10 protein-coding genes are annotated in these 14,070 nt (G+C 73.2%); 7 read left to right on the forward strand and 3 right to left on the reverse strand.

From position 1 onward, the window contains the following. Positions 1–631: HNH endonuclease signature motif containing protein (locus ACSIH6_RS38110; protein WP_435113531.1), on the forward strand; the 631-nt coding region annotated here is incomplete at its 5' end. A 605-nt stretch (positions 632–1,236) separates the two neighbouring features. On the opposite strand, the gene ACSIH6_RS38115 is transcribed toward ACSIH6_RS38110, so the two are convergent. Together ACSIH6_RS38115 and ACSIH6_RS38120 are read right to left on the reverse strand one after the other, a co-directional pair. Then, entirely contained in the window at positions 1,237–2,646 is a 1,410-nt protein-coding gene (locus ACSIH6_RS38115) for an MFS transporter (protein ID WP_435113533.1), read from the reverse strand. Positions 2,647–2,650: 4 nt separating this feature from the next. Next, positions 2,651–3,475: a glycerophosphodiester phosphodiesterase family protein gene (locus ACSIH6_RS38120; RefSeq protein ID WP_435113535.1), complete on the reverse strand. Its 825-nt coding sequence runs from the start codon at positions 3,473–3,475 to the stop codon at positions 2,651–2,653. A 153-nt stretch (positions 3,476–3,628) separates the two neighbouring features. Between ACSIH6_RS38120 and ACSIH6_RS38125 the strand changes: the two genes are divergently transcribed. From ACSIH6_RS38125 to ACSIH6_RS38145, 5 genes are all read left to right on the forward strand, one after another. Further along, complete coding sequence (locus ACSIH6_RS38125) at positions 3,629–4,135, forward strand: Rv3235 family protein (protein ID WP_435113537.1); 507 nt, start codon at positions 3,629–3,631, stop codon at positions 4,133–4,135. Between the two features lie 280 nt (positions 4,136–4,415). Further along, positions 4,416–6,326: a S9 family peptidase gene (locus ACSIH6_RS38130; RefSeq protein WP_435113539.1), complete on the forward strand. Its 1,911-nt coding sequence runs from the start codon at positions 4,416–4,418 to the stop codon at positions 6,324–6,326. A gap of 481 nt (positions 6,327–6,807) precedes the next feature. Continuing rightward, positions 6,808–7,812: a C40 family peptidase gene (locus ACSIH6_RS38135; protein ID WP_435113541.1), complete on the forward strand. Its 1,005-nt coding sequence runs from the start codon at positions 6,808–6,810 to the stop codon at positions 7,810–7,812. Positions 7,813–7,930: 118 nt separating this feature from the next. Beyond that, positions 7,931–8,104, forward strand: coding sequence for a hypothetical protein (locus ACSIH6_RS38140; protein WP_435113543.1), 174 nt, complete (start codon positions 7,931–7,933; stop codon positions 8,102–8,104). 201 nt (positions 8,105–8,305) lie between these two features. Beyond that, positions 8,306–9,943, forward strand: coding sequence for a glycosyltransferase family 2 protein (locus tag ACSIH6_RS38145; protein WP_435113545.1), 1,638 nt, complete (start codon positions 8,306–8,308; stop codon positions 9,941–9,943). 343 nt (positions 9,944–10,286) lie between these two features. On the opposite strand, the gene pstS is transcribed toward ACSIH6_RS38145, so the two are convergent. Further along, complete coding sequence (gene pstS, locus ACSIH6_RS38150; RefSeq protein WP_435113547.1) at positions 10,287–11,432, reverse strand: phosphate ABC transporter substrate-binding protein PstS; 1,146 nt, start codon at positions 11,430–11,432, stop codon at positions 10,287–10,289. A gap of 213 nt (positions 11,433–11,645) precedes the next feature. On the opposite strand from pstS, the gene treY reads away from it, so the two are divergent. After that, positions 11,646–14,030, forward strand: coding sequence for a malto-oligosyltrehalose synthase (gene treY, locus ACSIH6_RS38155; RefSeq protein WP_435113549.1), 2,385 nt, complete (start codon positions 11,646–11,648; stop codon positions 14,028–14,030). Positions 14,031–14,070: the final 40 nt, after the last annotated feature.

The following is a 14,070-nucleotide window of genomic DNA, read 5'->3' on the forward strand; positions in this document are numbered from 1 at the left end:
TTTCACCACCCCGCTCGGGGAGGGCGAGGACCGGTCCCGGTCTCAGCGTGAGCATGACGCGCTCATCGCGGCGCTGCGGTATGCCACCACCCACACCGGGTGTACCCAGGCTCCGGCTCCGCTGGCGCAGATCCGCATCCTGGTGCCGGTGCACACCTACCTGGACGCTCGCGGCCAGGAGGTTCCGGCGTTGGACGAGCGCGGCCGGGTGATCCCGGCCGGGGTGGTGCACGAGCTCTCCGCAGATGCGGAGGTGGTGCGGATGCTCACCGCCCCGCCGACGGGGCGGGTGCTGGACGTGGCCCCCAGCCGCCGGTTGGCCTCAGCCCGCCAACGCACGGCAGCTTTCCATGGGCATGCCACGTGTGCGCATCCGGGCGGGTGTGAGGTGCCGGTGGCCTGGTGCCAGGCCGATCACGTCACCTCGTTCTCGCGGGGTGGGCGCACGGTGGTGGCGAACCTGCAACCGTTGTGCGGCCCGCACAACCGGGCCAAGTACCAACGCGAACTCCGCGCACACCAGCAACACCACCGGTCCCGCAACGGCCACCAAACCCACCCGCTCCGCCAAGGCAGCCCAGGGCGAGGACACCCACCCGAGGGGGAGCCGGATCCACCGCCCCGGGAATGACACCCCGGTCAGGCCGGGCCCTGGCATGCCCGTGCCCGGCAAACAGCCCGGGCCCCGCGCCCACCGTCGTCGCTGCCACCGTCGCTCCCCCCCACCACGGGGTCGGTACCGCTGCCCGAGGCCCGCCAGTCTCGCTGCCTTTGGTGCCAACGCAGCAGAGGCCCACCGCCCCCGAACGCCCACCGTTGACCGCCCTCCCGCACCACTACGCGGCAGCTGACGCCGCTACCTCGGCCACCACCCGCAGCCAAAGCGTTGAGCGGCGTCCCAAACCCACCGCCGCCTTCGCTGCCATCGCAGCAGAGACCAGCCATCTCCCGACCCCGGGCGTTGGCCGCGACTCGGACCACTACGCGGCAGCTGCCGACGCAGGAGCGAGCAACCACCCCCGAACCCCCGCCGTTGAACGCCCTCCGGTAGTCCTTCCGCCGTTGCTGTGACCCTGGACTGCCCACACCACCGATCACCTTGGTCATGTTCGCTTGAGCGTGTCCCCTGAGCAGAGGCGGGCCGACCGGCAGGGAGCTACAAGGAGCTACGGGGCACTACAGGGCACTACAAGGAGCTACAAGGAGCTACGGGGCACTACAAGGAGCTACGGGGTACTACAGGTTGCGCGGCACCTCGTTGCCCACCGCGAGAATGCCCTCGCGCATACGTGTGCGCCACAGCAGTAGGCCCCCGATGACGAAGAACACGATCAGGGACAGGATCGCCACCCGGTAGCCGCCGGTGAGCGAGACGGCCACGGTCACGGTCAGCGACCCCAGGAAGCTCGACCCCTTGTCCGAGATCTGGTACAGGCTGAAGTACTCCGCCTCGCGACCTCGGGGGATGAGCTGGGAGTACAGCGACCGGGCCAGTGACTGGGTGCCGCCCAGCACCAGGCCGATGCCCACGCCCATGGCCACGAACAGCGGCACGTTCCCGACCGGGAGGAAGTAGGCCGCCGCCACGAGCGAGCTCCACACCGCGAGCGTGGCCAGCACGGTGTTCTTCGTCCCCAGGACCCGAGCGACCCGGCCGGTCAGGAAGGCGCCCCCGAAGGCCACGAACTGGATGATGAGGATGGTGACGATCAGAACGTTCTGGTCCAGCCCCAGGTCCTGGGTGGCGAAGGGCGCCGCGTAACGGATGGCCGCCTGCACGCCGTCGTTGAACAGGATGAACGCCAAGAGGAACAGGATCGTGTTCGGGTACCTGCGCATGTCCTTGAGCGTGTGCCCGAACTGGCGCAGCGACCGCCCCACCTTCGGACGGCCCTCGCCGCGCGCAGCCAGGGCGCCGTAGCGGTTGCGCAGCGGCCGGAGCGCCAGGACGGTGAACCCCGCCCACCACAGGCCGCAGGAGGCGAAGGCGATGCGCGCTGCGTCGTCCGTGCCCAGGCCCAGGGACGGCGCGCCGACCACCAGGCCCAGGTGGACGGCCAGGAGCAGGGCCCCGCCCAGGTAGCCGATGCCCCAGCCGGTGACCGACACCCGGTCGCGTTCGTCGGCCGTGGCCACCTCGGGCAGGAACGCGTTGTAGACCACGCCCGCCAGCCCGTACAGCAGGTTGGCCAGCACGAACAGCACCGAGGCCACCAGGTAGCCGTCGGTGGCGAAGTACAGCCCCACCGTGCACGCCGACCCGCTGGCGGCCAGCCAGAGCAGCCACCGCTTCTTGTGCCGGGAGTGGTCGACCATCGACCCCACGACCGGCAGGCACAGGATCTGGAGCAGGATCGCCACCGTGGTCAGCGCCGGGTAGAGCGCGTTGGGGTGCAGCGAGAGGAAGTCCAGCCCCAGCGGGCTGACGGACAGCGTGGGGTCCAGGCATGAGGCGGCGTCCGGGGCGCCGGCCGACACGCACGCCAGGTCGCTCAGGTACGGGCCGATGAGCACGGTCACCACCGAGGTGGTGAACACCGAGTTGGCCCAGTCGTAGAGGTACCAGCCGCGCTGCTCGCGCCTGCGCTGCCCGGGGTCGGCCGAGGGGGCGCCGGTGGCGTCCGTCTCCGGTGGTGTGGTGGCCATGGGGCTATCCGTTCCGCTGGGGGACGTCGGTGGAGGGGGCGCGGCCGGACCACTGGCCCCGCCGCACGAGGAGTTCCCTGAGGGCACTCGTGTTGTCGGTGACGATGCCGTCCACCCCCGCGTCGAGCAGGCGCTCCATCGTCCCGGGCTCGTTGATGGTCCACACGTGCACCTGCATGCCCATGCGGTGCGCGGTGGCGATCAGGTCCCGGCTGAGCAGGGGGAAGGTGCCGTGGCGCAGCGGGATCTGCGCGCACACCGGAACCCGGCTGGCCAGGGAGCGCAGCAGCGGCGACACGCAGGAGCACCGCAGCCGGACCACGTCCAGCGGGCCGCAGGAGGTGGCGACGGGCCGGTCGAACAGCCGCCGCGCCCGGTCCAGGCGGCGCTGGTCGAAGGAGCCCACGCACACCCGGTCCCAGGCGTTGGTGCGGCGCAGCGCCTCACGCAGCGGCAGGACGGCGGCGTCGGCCTTGACGTCGATGTTGAACCGCGCCTCGGGCCAGGTCCCCAGCAGGTCCTCCAGCACCGGGACCGGCTCGCGTCCGGCCACCCGGGCGCGGGCCACCTCGCGGTGGGGCAGGTCGCCGATCGCGCCGCTCATGTCGGTGGCGCGGTCCAGGGTGGGGTCGTGGAAGGCCATGAGGACGCCGTCGCTGGTGGCGTGCACGTCCGTCTCCAGGTACGTGTAGCCGAGGTCGACGGCGTACTGGAAGGCCGCGGCCGTGTTCTCCAGTTCGGTGCGGCGCACGCCCTGGTCGTCGAGGAGCCACCCGCCGCGGTGGGCGAGGGCCACGGGTACGGGGGAGGAGAGGTAGGCGGAAGTCACGCATGCAGTATGCCGGTTTCGGGCCGCTGTGCACCCTGCGCCGGAGGTCGCAAGAAAACCCCGAAACCTGGAATGCCAGCTGGCACGGGCAAGGTGGCGGCGCCTCTGTGCAGGGCGAAGGCGGAACGTCATCCTCCCGGAAGGGACCTGTTCATGTCGTACACCCCTCACCGCCACCCCTGCCCCCGGCCCCTGTGCGCGCACGGCGAGCCCGCGTACCACCGCCCGGTCCGCACCCCCGCCCGCACGCCCCTGCCCCCGCGCCACGCGCCCGTGCGCCGGTGCGGGTCCCCGCTCCTGGCGGGCCACCGCACGCCCGGCCCCGTGCACCTGCTGGCCCAGCGCATGGCGGAGGTCCTGGTGGGACGCCGCACCCCTGAGGCGCTGCGCGACCAGGTGACCGTCCCAGTCCGCGAGGAGCTGCGACGCCTGCGGGGCACGGTCTCCTGCGAGCTGGCGCCACGGCTGACGCAGGTCTACCACCAGCCCGTGGACGCCGACGGGGTGGAGGCCAACGCCGTGATCCGCTGCGACCGTCGCTCCCGGGTGTTCGCCTTCCGCGCCCGGCGTGAGGAGGACGGCCGGTGGGTGTGCACCCGGTTGGAGACCGACGGCACCGTGCGCCGCCGGGGCGGGATGCCGGTCGAGCCGACCGGGTGAGACCCGCGCGCCGGACCGCGGGCGGGCGTCCCCGTTCGCCCGCGGCCCCCACGGAGTGGGCCCGGCCGGACGAAAAGCACCTGGATTTCCGCCGAGAAGCCTGGATAAGGTCCCCCTGGGGTGTTCTCCGGACCGGAGCGCTGACCCCCGTCTTCGAACGGCGGCGCCCGACGCGGCCCGACCGTTCCCGGCACGCGGTGGCCCCGGACGACGGTCCCACCGACAAGCGAAAAGGAGGGGGCGGTCACGGCGCTCCCCGCGCCGGGACGGCCATCCGTGTATGAAACCTGCTGACATCGCCCACCTGCACAGCATCGGCGCGCCCACCCTGTCCCCCGACGGCCGCCGCGCCGTCTTCGCCGTGACCCGGCCGGACCTGGAGGAGGACGCCTACCTGGGCTCCCTGTGGTCCGTGCCCACCGACGGCTCCGCGCAGCCCGCCCGGCTCACCCGGGGCACCAGGGACAACGGCCCGGTGTTCTCCCCCGACGGGCGGTGGATCGCCTTCCTGCGCCCCGACGAGGACAAACGCCCGCAGATCCACGTCCTGCCCGCCGACGGCGGCGAGCCCTGGAAGATCACCTCCCACCCGCTGGGCGCGGGCGCTCCCCGCTGGAGCCCGGACTCCACCCGGATCGCCTACACCGCGCGCGTCCCCGAGCCCCACCGCTACGTGGACCGCGAACCGGGCAAGGAGCCGCCCCGGCGCATCACGCAGCTCAAGTACCGGCTGGACGACCTCGGTTTCGGCAACGACCGGCGCGCCCACGTGTTCGTCTCCGCGCCCCTGGACCCCTCGGGCGAGGCGGGGGAGCCGGTCAGGGTGACCCGGGGCGACTTCGACCACCGGCACGTGTCCTGGAGACCGGACGGCACCGAGCTGGTCTTCGCCGCCGCGCGCCACGCCACCCGCGACACCGACCTGGTGGAGGACCTGTGGGCGTGCGCGCCGGAGGAGGGCGCCGAGCCGCGCCGGGTCACCGCCGGGAACCTGGACGCCGCGCAGAGCGACTTCTCCGAGGACGGCGCCACCGTCTACTTCCTCGGTGACGAGCTCGGCCCCGACCTGAACGGCGACCTGAACGACTTCGTGGGCCAGACCAGCGCCCTGTGGTCGGTGCCCGCCGACGCCTCGGCGGCGCCCGTCCGGCTGACCCCCGCCCAGAACCCGCGGATGGCCGGGGGCCCCAGGGCCACCGGGCACGGCCTGCTCGGCCTGGCGGAGAACAGGGGCGCGGTGGACCTGGTCCTGGTGCCCTTCACGGGCGGCGAGCCCGAGACCGTCGTCGGCGGACCGGTGCAGGTCCAGTCCTTCGACAGCGCGGGCGGCGTCACCGTCGCGGTGGTCGCCGACGGTCGCAGCAGCGGCGAGCTGGTCCTGGTCGACGACGGGGGCACGCGGGCGCTCACGGGGTTCGCCGGTGCGCTGGACCCCCTGCCGATGACGGAGCTGACGGCCCGCACCGCCGACGGCTATCCCGTGCACGGGTGGGTCACCGTGCCCGAGGGCGAGGGCCCGCACCCGGTGGTGCTGATGATCCACGGCGGCCCCTTCGCCCAGTACGGCCACCAGCTCTTCGACGAGACGCAGGTCTACGCGGCGGCCGGGTACGCCGTGGTGATGTGCAACCCGCGCGGCTCCTCGGGCTACGGGCACGAGCACGGCCGGGCCGTCATCGGCTCGGTGGGCGCGACCACCGCCACCGACGTGCTGGCCTTCCTGGACGCGGCGCTGGAGGACGAGCGGCTGGACTCCTCGCGGGTGGGCGTCATGGGCGGCTCGCACGGCGGGTTCATGACCACCTGGATCGCCGCCCACCACGGCGAGCGGTTCCGGGCGGCGATCAGCGAGCGCGCGGTCAACGCCATCGAGAGCTTCCACGGCTCCTCCGACATCGGCTCGTTCTTCCCCGGGCCGCTGTACGGGCCGCCGCAGACCTGGGCCAAGGAGAGTCCGCTCACCTACGCCGACCGGATCGACGTCCCGTTCCTGATCGTCCACTCCGAGGAGGACTGGCGCTGCCCGGTGGAGCAGGCGCAGCGTCTGTTCGTGGCGTTGAGGCTGCGCGGCCAGGAGGCGGAGATGCTGCTCTTCCCCGCTGAGGGGCACGAGCTGTCGCGCTCGGGCCTGCCGAGCCACCGCGTCGCCCGCTTCGAGGCGATCCTGGACTGGTGGCAGCGCCACCTGTGACGCGTGCCGGGGCGGGGGCGTCCCCCGCCCCCTTCCGGTGGTTCGCGTGATACAGGCCACTTTTTCGGTGGTCATTACCCTGTTTTGGTGTGGCTTCGAGGGGGAGAACTAAGAACCGTCATGGCCGCTCGGGCGGGCTTTCCGGGGCTCTTGTTATGGAACCGCTGGTCAGAGGGTTTCCCAAGAGAAGGTAACGAAAGGGTCGCGACCGGTCCCGGTGGTGGATTAGTGTTCCCTCAGGCCGGAACGCCCCCGTTAGTCACCACCAGGGTGACGGCGTCCGGTTTCCGTCGCACTCTCGCTCACGAGCAGTCCTTTCCCAGGAGCAGAGGCCACCGCAGAACGCCGGCACACCTCCCTCGGCCCCCTCGAGCGCCGCCCGCCGGGATCCCCCTCACCGCATCCCACGCGCCCTTGCCACGGCGCGTCCTCGGGATGCCCTGCGCTGGTAGACGGGTGTGGGAGAAAGGCAGTCGGTCCCTTGACTCGCAACCCCGAGCCCGGAAGGCGCAGCAGGCGCCGTGTCGCGACGGTCGGCTGCGCCACCCTGGGCGCCGTCGTCCTGTCCTCGGGCGTCGCCTTCGCCGAGCCCACCCCTGAGGAGGCCCGCGAACGCTACGAGCAGCTCCAGGAGGAGCTCTCAACCCTGAACGAGGCCTACAACCAGGCCGAGGAGGACCACGCGGCCGCCGAGACCGAACTCGAAGAGGTCGAGGAGCAGCTCGCCAGGGCCCAGGAGGAACTGGAGACCATGTCCGACACGGTCGCCGGGATCGCCCAGACCGCCTACACCGGGTCCACGCACAGCCTCTTCACGGTCCTGTTCCGCGGCGACCCGGACGCGTCGCTACAGAACATCGCCGACTTGAACTTCCTGTCCACGGGACAGGACGCCGTCCTGGACGACTACGTCGCCCAGGTGGAGCGCGCCGAGGACCTGCGCGACCAGGCCGCCGAGTCGGAGGAGGACGCCTCCACCGCGCTCTCCGAGGCCGAGACGGCCCAGGAGGAGGGCGAGACCGCCCTGGACGAGCAGGCCGAGGTCCTGGAGAGCCTGGGCGGGCAGGATCCGACCGCCTCCGAGGCCTCCACGGGCGGCGGTGGCGAGGCCGTCGCGGCCTCCGGCGACGTCCAGGCCGTCCTGGACTTCGCCCGCGCCCAGATCGGCAAGCCCTACGTCTGGGGCGGTACCGGCCCCGACGGCTACGACTGCTCGGGCCTGGTCCAGGCCGCGTGGGCCCAGGCGGGGGTCAGTCTGCCCCGTACGACCTACGACCAGGTCAACGCCGGCACCCGGATCTCGCGCGACGAGGTCCAGCCCGGGGACCTGCTGTTCTTCTACAGCGAGTCCTCTCCCAGCCACGTGGGGATCTACTCCGGCAACGGCAACATGGTCCACGGCTCCAACCCGTCCAAGCCGCTGGAGGAGGTCTCCCTGGCCGCCTACTGGGACAGCGTCTTCACCGTCGCGGTCCGCGTCGGCTAGCGGACCGACCGGAACCGTCGCTGGTGTGACGCGAGGGTTCTGACCAACGCACCCTTCCCGGCAGCGGGTCGGGGGCGCGGGTACCGGTCGGCGGTGCGGCCCGCGTATTCTTCCGCCCATGGGACGTCTCGTGTTCAGGATCGCGGCCGGGATCGCGGTCGTCATCGCCTTCTTCTGGGTCCTGTCCGTGGTGGTCGGCCTCCTGGTCTGGCTCCTGATGGTCGCCCTGGTCGTGGGAATGGTCTACCTCGGCGTCCGGATGCTCAGGGCGCAAAGCGGCCAGGACCGCTGATCGCGCGCCTTCTGTCGGGGACGCGTCGCCGAACCTCGTGCGGCGCGTCCCCGCCGCTGTGCCCGGTCCGCTCGCGGCGGGCCCGTTTCCTGACACATGGGCGAAGGCCTCCGCGGTGGAGCCGAGTGAGGGTATGGTTACTATGTGTCACTGAATAAGCACGTAGGGTCCCATGTTGACGGAGTGTCTCACCGTGGCCGGGTGGAACGCGTCCTCACCCGCGTCTTCCGCAACGACTGGAGTGCGCTGACACCGCCCGACATCGGGCGCTGGGCCCCCGACCTGCGGGTCAGCGTCGTCATCCCGGCGCGCGGCGGGCAGCGGCGCCTCGACCTCGCCCTGGCCTCCCTGGCCGCGCAGACCTACCCCGAGGACCTGATGGAGGTCGTGGTCGTGGACGACCACTCCTCCCCGGCGCTGCGGCTGCCCGACCTGCGCCCCGCGCACTGCCGCGTCCTGCCCGTCCCCGACGGCGGCTGGGGTGCCGGGTACGCCCGCGCCTACGGCGCCCACTCCAGCACCGGCGACGTCCTGCTGTGGATGGACGCCGACATGGTGGTGTGCCGCGAGTTCGTCGAGGCCCAGGCGCGCTGGCACCACGTCCACGCCGAGGCCGTCACGCTCGGCCGGGTCCGCTTCGCCGACACCGGGCCCCAGAGCCCCACCGACGTCCTGGCCCTGGCCCGCACCGACGCCCTGCACCGGACCCTGGACACCGGCCGCCACCACGCCTGGGTCGAGCGCGTCCTCACCGGGAGTGACGGCCTGCGCGACGCCGACCACCTGGGCTTCCACGCCTACGTCGGCGCGGCGGCGGCCGTGCGCCGCAGCCTCTACGAGGCCGCCGGGGGGGTGGACCCCGATCTCGACCTGGGTCAGGACACCGAGTTCGGCTACCGCCTCTGGCAGGCGGGCGCCGTCCTGCTGCCCGAACCCGCCGCCACCGGCTGGCACGTGGGCCGCGCGGGCACCGCGCGCACCCGGCTGCCCTCCGAACGCTTCCGTACCGAGGTCCTCGCCGAGTTCATGCCGCACCCGCACGCCTACCGCGAGCGGGTGCCCGCCCACCGGCGCCGCATCCCGCTCGTGCACGCCGTGGTCGAGGTCTCCGGCGCGCCCTACGACCTGATCCGCGGCTGCGTGGATCGGCTTCTGGACAGCGCCGAGACCGACCTGGCCCTCACCCTGGTCGCCGACTGGGAGGGCGCCGAGGAGGAAGGGGCCGTACGCGGAACGCGGCGGCTGCGGGCGGTGGACGGTCAGGCCCGGCGGGACGTCGGCGGACCCCACCTGGACCTGCGGCTGGTCCAGGCCAACTACCTGCGCGAACCCCGGATCTCCTTCGCCACGTCCGCGCCCCGCACCGGTTTCCCCTCACCGTTCCTGCTCCAGGTCCCGGTCTCCTGGGGGCTGGGACAGGTGGCCCTGTCGCGGCTGCTGGCCAGCGCCGAACGCGCCCGCGCGGGACTCACCGAACTCTTCCCGGCCGCCTCGCCCACCCGCGACGCCGGGGTGCGGCTGTGGCGCACTCGCGCGCTGGCCCGGGCCCTGCGGGTGTGCGAGGAGGACGAGGACCTGGGCGACGTGGTCGCCGCGCTGCACGGCCGCTACCGGATCCACGCCGGGGAGGAGACGCTGACCGACCTGTCGCTGTACCGCTCGGTACCGCCGCCCCCGCGCACCGAACCCGAACCGGTGGAGGTGTCCGCCCCGCCACCGCAGGCCGGGGCGGGGGAGGTCGGGGCGGGGAAGGAGGGCGCCGGCGCCGCGCGGTCCGGCGGGTGGCTGCGCTCGGGATGGGAGCGGGCCCGTCAGCGGCTGCGCCGCGAGCGCGGCTGACCGCCTCCCGGGGTCCGACCGCGACCGGGCAGATGGGGGAAGACATCGACCAGGAGAGCGGGCGGACCCCGCCGGACGCCCCGCATCCCGAGGATGACCGAGGGCGACACGGCCAGTACTCAAGGTACCGGACGCCGTACGTGCAACGGGCACGCCGCCTGTGCGACGTGCCCGTGACATCCGTTCCCCGTTCGGGCGGCGCGGCCCGGGGCCGCCTCACGCGCGGCCGGTCCCGCCGGGTCACCGCCGCGCGGTTCCCGACCGCGAACCGGGCCGGACCCGGACTCGCTGCGTCACCGCGTCACCGCGTCACCGCGTCACCGCCGCGCGGGCGCGCGATCCCTCAGCTGACGGCGGAGATCGACTCCAGGAGCTGCTCGCGCAGGGTGTCGCTGACCGGGGCCGACCCGGTCTCCTCGGAGGCGGCCGACTGGCCCTCCGGGCTCACCACGTAGCGCAGGAAGGACTTGGCCCGCTCTGCCTGGGCGTCGTCGGGGTAGTCCAGGCACACGACCTCGTAGCTGACCAGGACCAGCGGGTAGCTGCCCGCCTCGGTCGTGCCGTAGTTCAGGTCCAGCGCCAGGTCGTACTCGCTGGGGTTGTCCTCGCGCTGCGGCGACTCGGCGACCACCTGGGCGGCGGCCTCGGGGGAGATCTCCACGAACTCGCCGCCGACGCCGATGTCCACCGTGGACATGCCGTGCACGTGCGACATCTCCACGTAGCCGATGGACCCCTCGGCCCGCTCGACCGTGTCGGCGATGCCGCTGTTGCCCTGCGCCGACTCGCGCGGGGTGAGCGGCCACTGCCCGCTCGGCTCGTGCGGCCAGGCGTCGGCCGCCGCGGCGCTGAGGTAGTTGGTGAAGTTCTCCGTGGTCCCCGAGTCGTCGGAGCGGTTGACCGGGGTGATCGCCATGTCCGGCAGGTCCGCGTCCGGGTTGTCCTCGGCGATCTCGGGGTCGTTCCAGCGCGTGATCTCCTGGTTGAAGATCTTGGCCAGCGTCTCCGGACGCAGGTTCAGCGAGTCCACGCCCTCCAGGTTGAACACCACCGCGATCGGGATCACGTAGGCGGGCAGGTTGACCACGTCCGAGCCGCCGCACCGCTCCCTGGCGTCGGCGTTCTCGTCCGGGTCCATCGCCGCGTCGGTCCCGGCGAAGGCCACCGCGCCGTCGATGAACTGGCTGCGCCCGCCGCCCGAACCGATCGAGTTGTAGTAGACGCGCGCGTCGTCGCAGGCCGACTGGTAACCGGCGATCCAGGTCGTCATCGCGTTCTCCTGGGCGCTGGAACCGGCTCCCGAGAGGCTGCCGGAGAAGCACTCCAGGTCCTCGGGAACCTCCGGCGCGGCGCTGTCCGGAACGGCCTGGTCGCTGCCGCAGGCGGTCACTGCCAGCAGCAGGCCGGCCAGCGCGGCCGACGCGGCCCCCCTGGAGGCCCCGCTGTGGCGGAGGACGCCGGTCTTGGTGCGCTTGTTGGACGGGAGCACGACTGCTTCTATCCCCTTCGTCGGTGTCGGTGGTCCTGGTCTGCGTTCACCGACGCGCGTCCCCGGACGGGAGCGTCGTCGCTGGTGATGGAGCACCGCCGAAGAATTTAACCATCGGCGGACCGCCACCCCCAAGGCGACCCCGTGTGGCATGGCGCTCACGCGGACCGGCGTGCATGACACGCGGACGGTACGGGCACGGGTAGATGCGTGATGAGCACGCACGACACGTCCACCGCTCCGACGTCAACCTACCGCCTCCAACTGCGCCCCGGGTTCACCCTGGAGGACGCCGCGGACCTGCTCGACTACCTGGACCGCCTGGGAACCGGGGCGGTCTACCTGTCCCCCGTACTCGCCGCCGCGCCGGGCTCCCAGCACGGCTACGACGTGGTCGACCCCACCCGGGTCTCGCCCGAACTGGGCGGGGACGCCGCCCGCGAGGCCCTGGCCGCCAAGGCGCACGAACTGGACCTGGGCGTGGTCGCCGACATCGTCCCCAACCACGTGTCCGTGGTCCGCGCCGACGCCAACCGCTGGTGGTGGGACGTCCTCGCCCACGGACGGGACTCGGTGTACGCGCGCTGCTTCGACATCGACTTCGACGCCGGGCCCCTGCTCATCCCCGTGCTGGGCGACGACGGCGACGGCGGACGGGCCGCCCTGGCCGACCTCGTCCTCGCCGACGGCTGCCTGGCCTACCACGACAAGCGCTACCCGCTCGCCCCCGGCACGTACGAGTCCGGCGACCCCGTCGACCGGGTGCACGAGCGCCAGCACTACCGGCTGGTGTCCTGGCGGCGCGGCGACAGCGAACTCACCTACCGCCGGTTCTTCGACGTCAGCGAGCTGGCCGCCGTACGGGTGGAGAACACGGGGGTCTTCGACGCCACCCACGCCGAGATCCTGCGCTGGGCCGAACTCGGCCAGCTCGACGGGCTGCGGGTCGACCACGTGGACGGGCTCACCGACCCTGGCGGCTACCTGCGCCGCCTCACCGAGCGCTTCGGCGGCTGGGTGGTCGTGGAGAAGATCCTCGCCCCCGGCGAGAGCCTGCCCCAGTCCTGGCCGGTCGCCGGGACCACCGGGTACGACGCCCTGCGCGAGGTCTGCGGGGTGTTCGTCGACCCCTCAGGTGAGGCCGACCTCACCACCCTCGCCCTCGACCAGGGGGTGGAGGTGGACGTCGCCGAGGCCGACCTGCGGGCCCGCCGCCACGCCGCCACCGAGCTGCTGCGCGCCGAGGTGCGACGGATCGCCGCCCTGCTGCCGCCCCGCCCGGACCGGGGGCGGGAGACACCCTCCCCCCAGGCGGTGCGCCGCCGCGAGGAGGCCGTCGCCGAGCTGCTGTGCGCCTTCGACGTGTACCGCTCCTACCTGCCCGAGGGGGAGCGCGACTGGGCCCGGGCGGTGGAGACCGCCGCCGGGCGCCGCCCCGACCTGGCCCACGACCTGGAGGCCGTCGACCTGCGGGTGCGCCGCGACCCCCGGGGCGAGGCCGCGCGGCGCATCCAGCAGACCAGCGGGATGGTCGTGGCCATGGGCACCGAGAACACCGCCTTCTACCGCACCACCAGGTTCGTCGCCCTCAACGAGGTGGGCGGCGACCCCGCCGACTTCGCCGTCACACCCCGGGAGTTCCACGACGGCGCGTCCCGCCGCGAGGCCGCCCGGCCGCACACCATGACCACCCTGTCCACGCACGACACCAAGCGCTCCGAGGACGTGCGCGCCCGCCTGGCCGCCCTCACGGAGGTGGCCGAACCCTTCGCCGAGGCCGTGCGCCGCTGGACCGGGCGGTGCGCCCTGCCCGAACCCGCGCTCAACCTGCTGGGCTGGCAGACCCTGGTCGGCGCCTGGCCGATCGGGGAGGAGCGCCTGGCCGACTACCTGCTCAAGGCCGCCCGGGAGGCGCGGCTGGGCACCTCCTGGACCGATCCGGACCCCGACTTCGAGGACCGCGTCCGCTCCTGGCCCGCGCGGGTGCTGGGCGACACGGCCCTGCGCGGGGAGGTGGCCTCCGTGGTGGAGTCGGTGCGCGGGGCCGGGTGGAGCAACTCCCTGGGACAGAAGGCCGTGCAGCTGCTGGGCCCGGGCGTCCCTGACCTGTACCAGGGCACCGAGCTGTGGGACCTGTCCCTGGTGGACCCCGACAACCGCAGGCCCGTGGACCACCAGGCCCGCGCGGACCTGCTGACCCGGATCGAGGACGGGTGGCGCCCGCCGGTGGACGCCACCGGCGCGGCCAAGCTCCACCTGGTCCGCACGTGCCTGCGCGCACGCCGCGATCTGCGCCCCTCGGGGTACCTGCCGCTCACCGCCTCCGGTCCGGCCCGGGACCACGCCCTGGCCTTCGCGCGGACCTCGGCCGGAGCCGACCGGCCCGACCTGGCGGTGATCGCCACCCGGTTGCCGATCGGGCTGGCCGACGCGGGGGGCTGGGCGGACACGGTCGTGGCGCTGCCCTCGGGACCGGGGGCGTGGACCGAACGGCTCACGGGCCAGGCCGTGGCGCCCGACAGCGCCGACGGGCTCGCCCTGGCGCACCTGGCCGCGGTCCTCGACCGGTACCCGGTGGCGGTCCTGACCCGGGAGTGAGGGCCGGACCGGGGAGGGGGGGGGGGTGGGGGGGTCCTCG

The sequence above is a fragment of the Nocardiopsis synnemataformans genome (assembly GCF_965343085.1).
Lineage (GTDB): Bacteria > Actinomycetota > Actinomycetes > Streptosporangiales > Streptosporangiaceae > Nocardiopsis > Nocardiopsis alborubida.

Excerpts from the sequence above, each read along its gene's own strand:
- ACSIH6_RS38115 (WP_435113533.1), bottom strand. The coding sequence starts at position 2,646 with ATGGCCACCACACCACCGGAGACGGACGCCACCGGCGCCCCCTCGGCC.
- ACSIH6_RS38125 (WP_435113537.1), top strand. The coding sequence starts at position 3,629 with ATGTCGTACACCCCTCACCGCCACCCCTGCCCCCGGCCCCTGTGCGCG.
- ACSIH6_RS38130 (WP_435113539.1), top strand. The coding sequence starts at position 4,416 with ATGAAACCTGCTGACATCGCCCACCTGCACAGCATCGGCGCGCCCACC.
- ACSIH6_RS38140 (WP_435113543.1), top strand. The coding sequence starts at position 7,931 with ATGGGACGTCTCGTGTTCAGGATCGCGGCCGGGATCGCGGTCGTCATC.
- treY (WP_435113549.1), top strand. The coding sequence starts at position 11,646 with ATGAGCACGCACGACACGTCCACCGCTCCGACGTCAACCTACCGCCTC.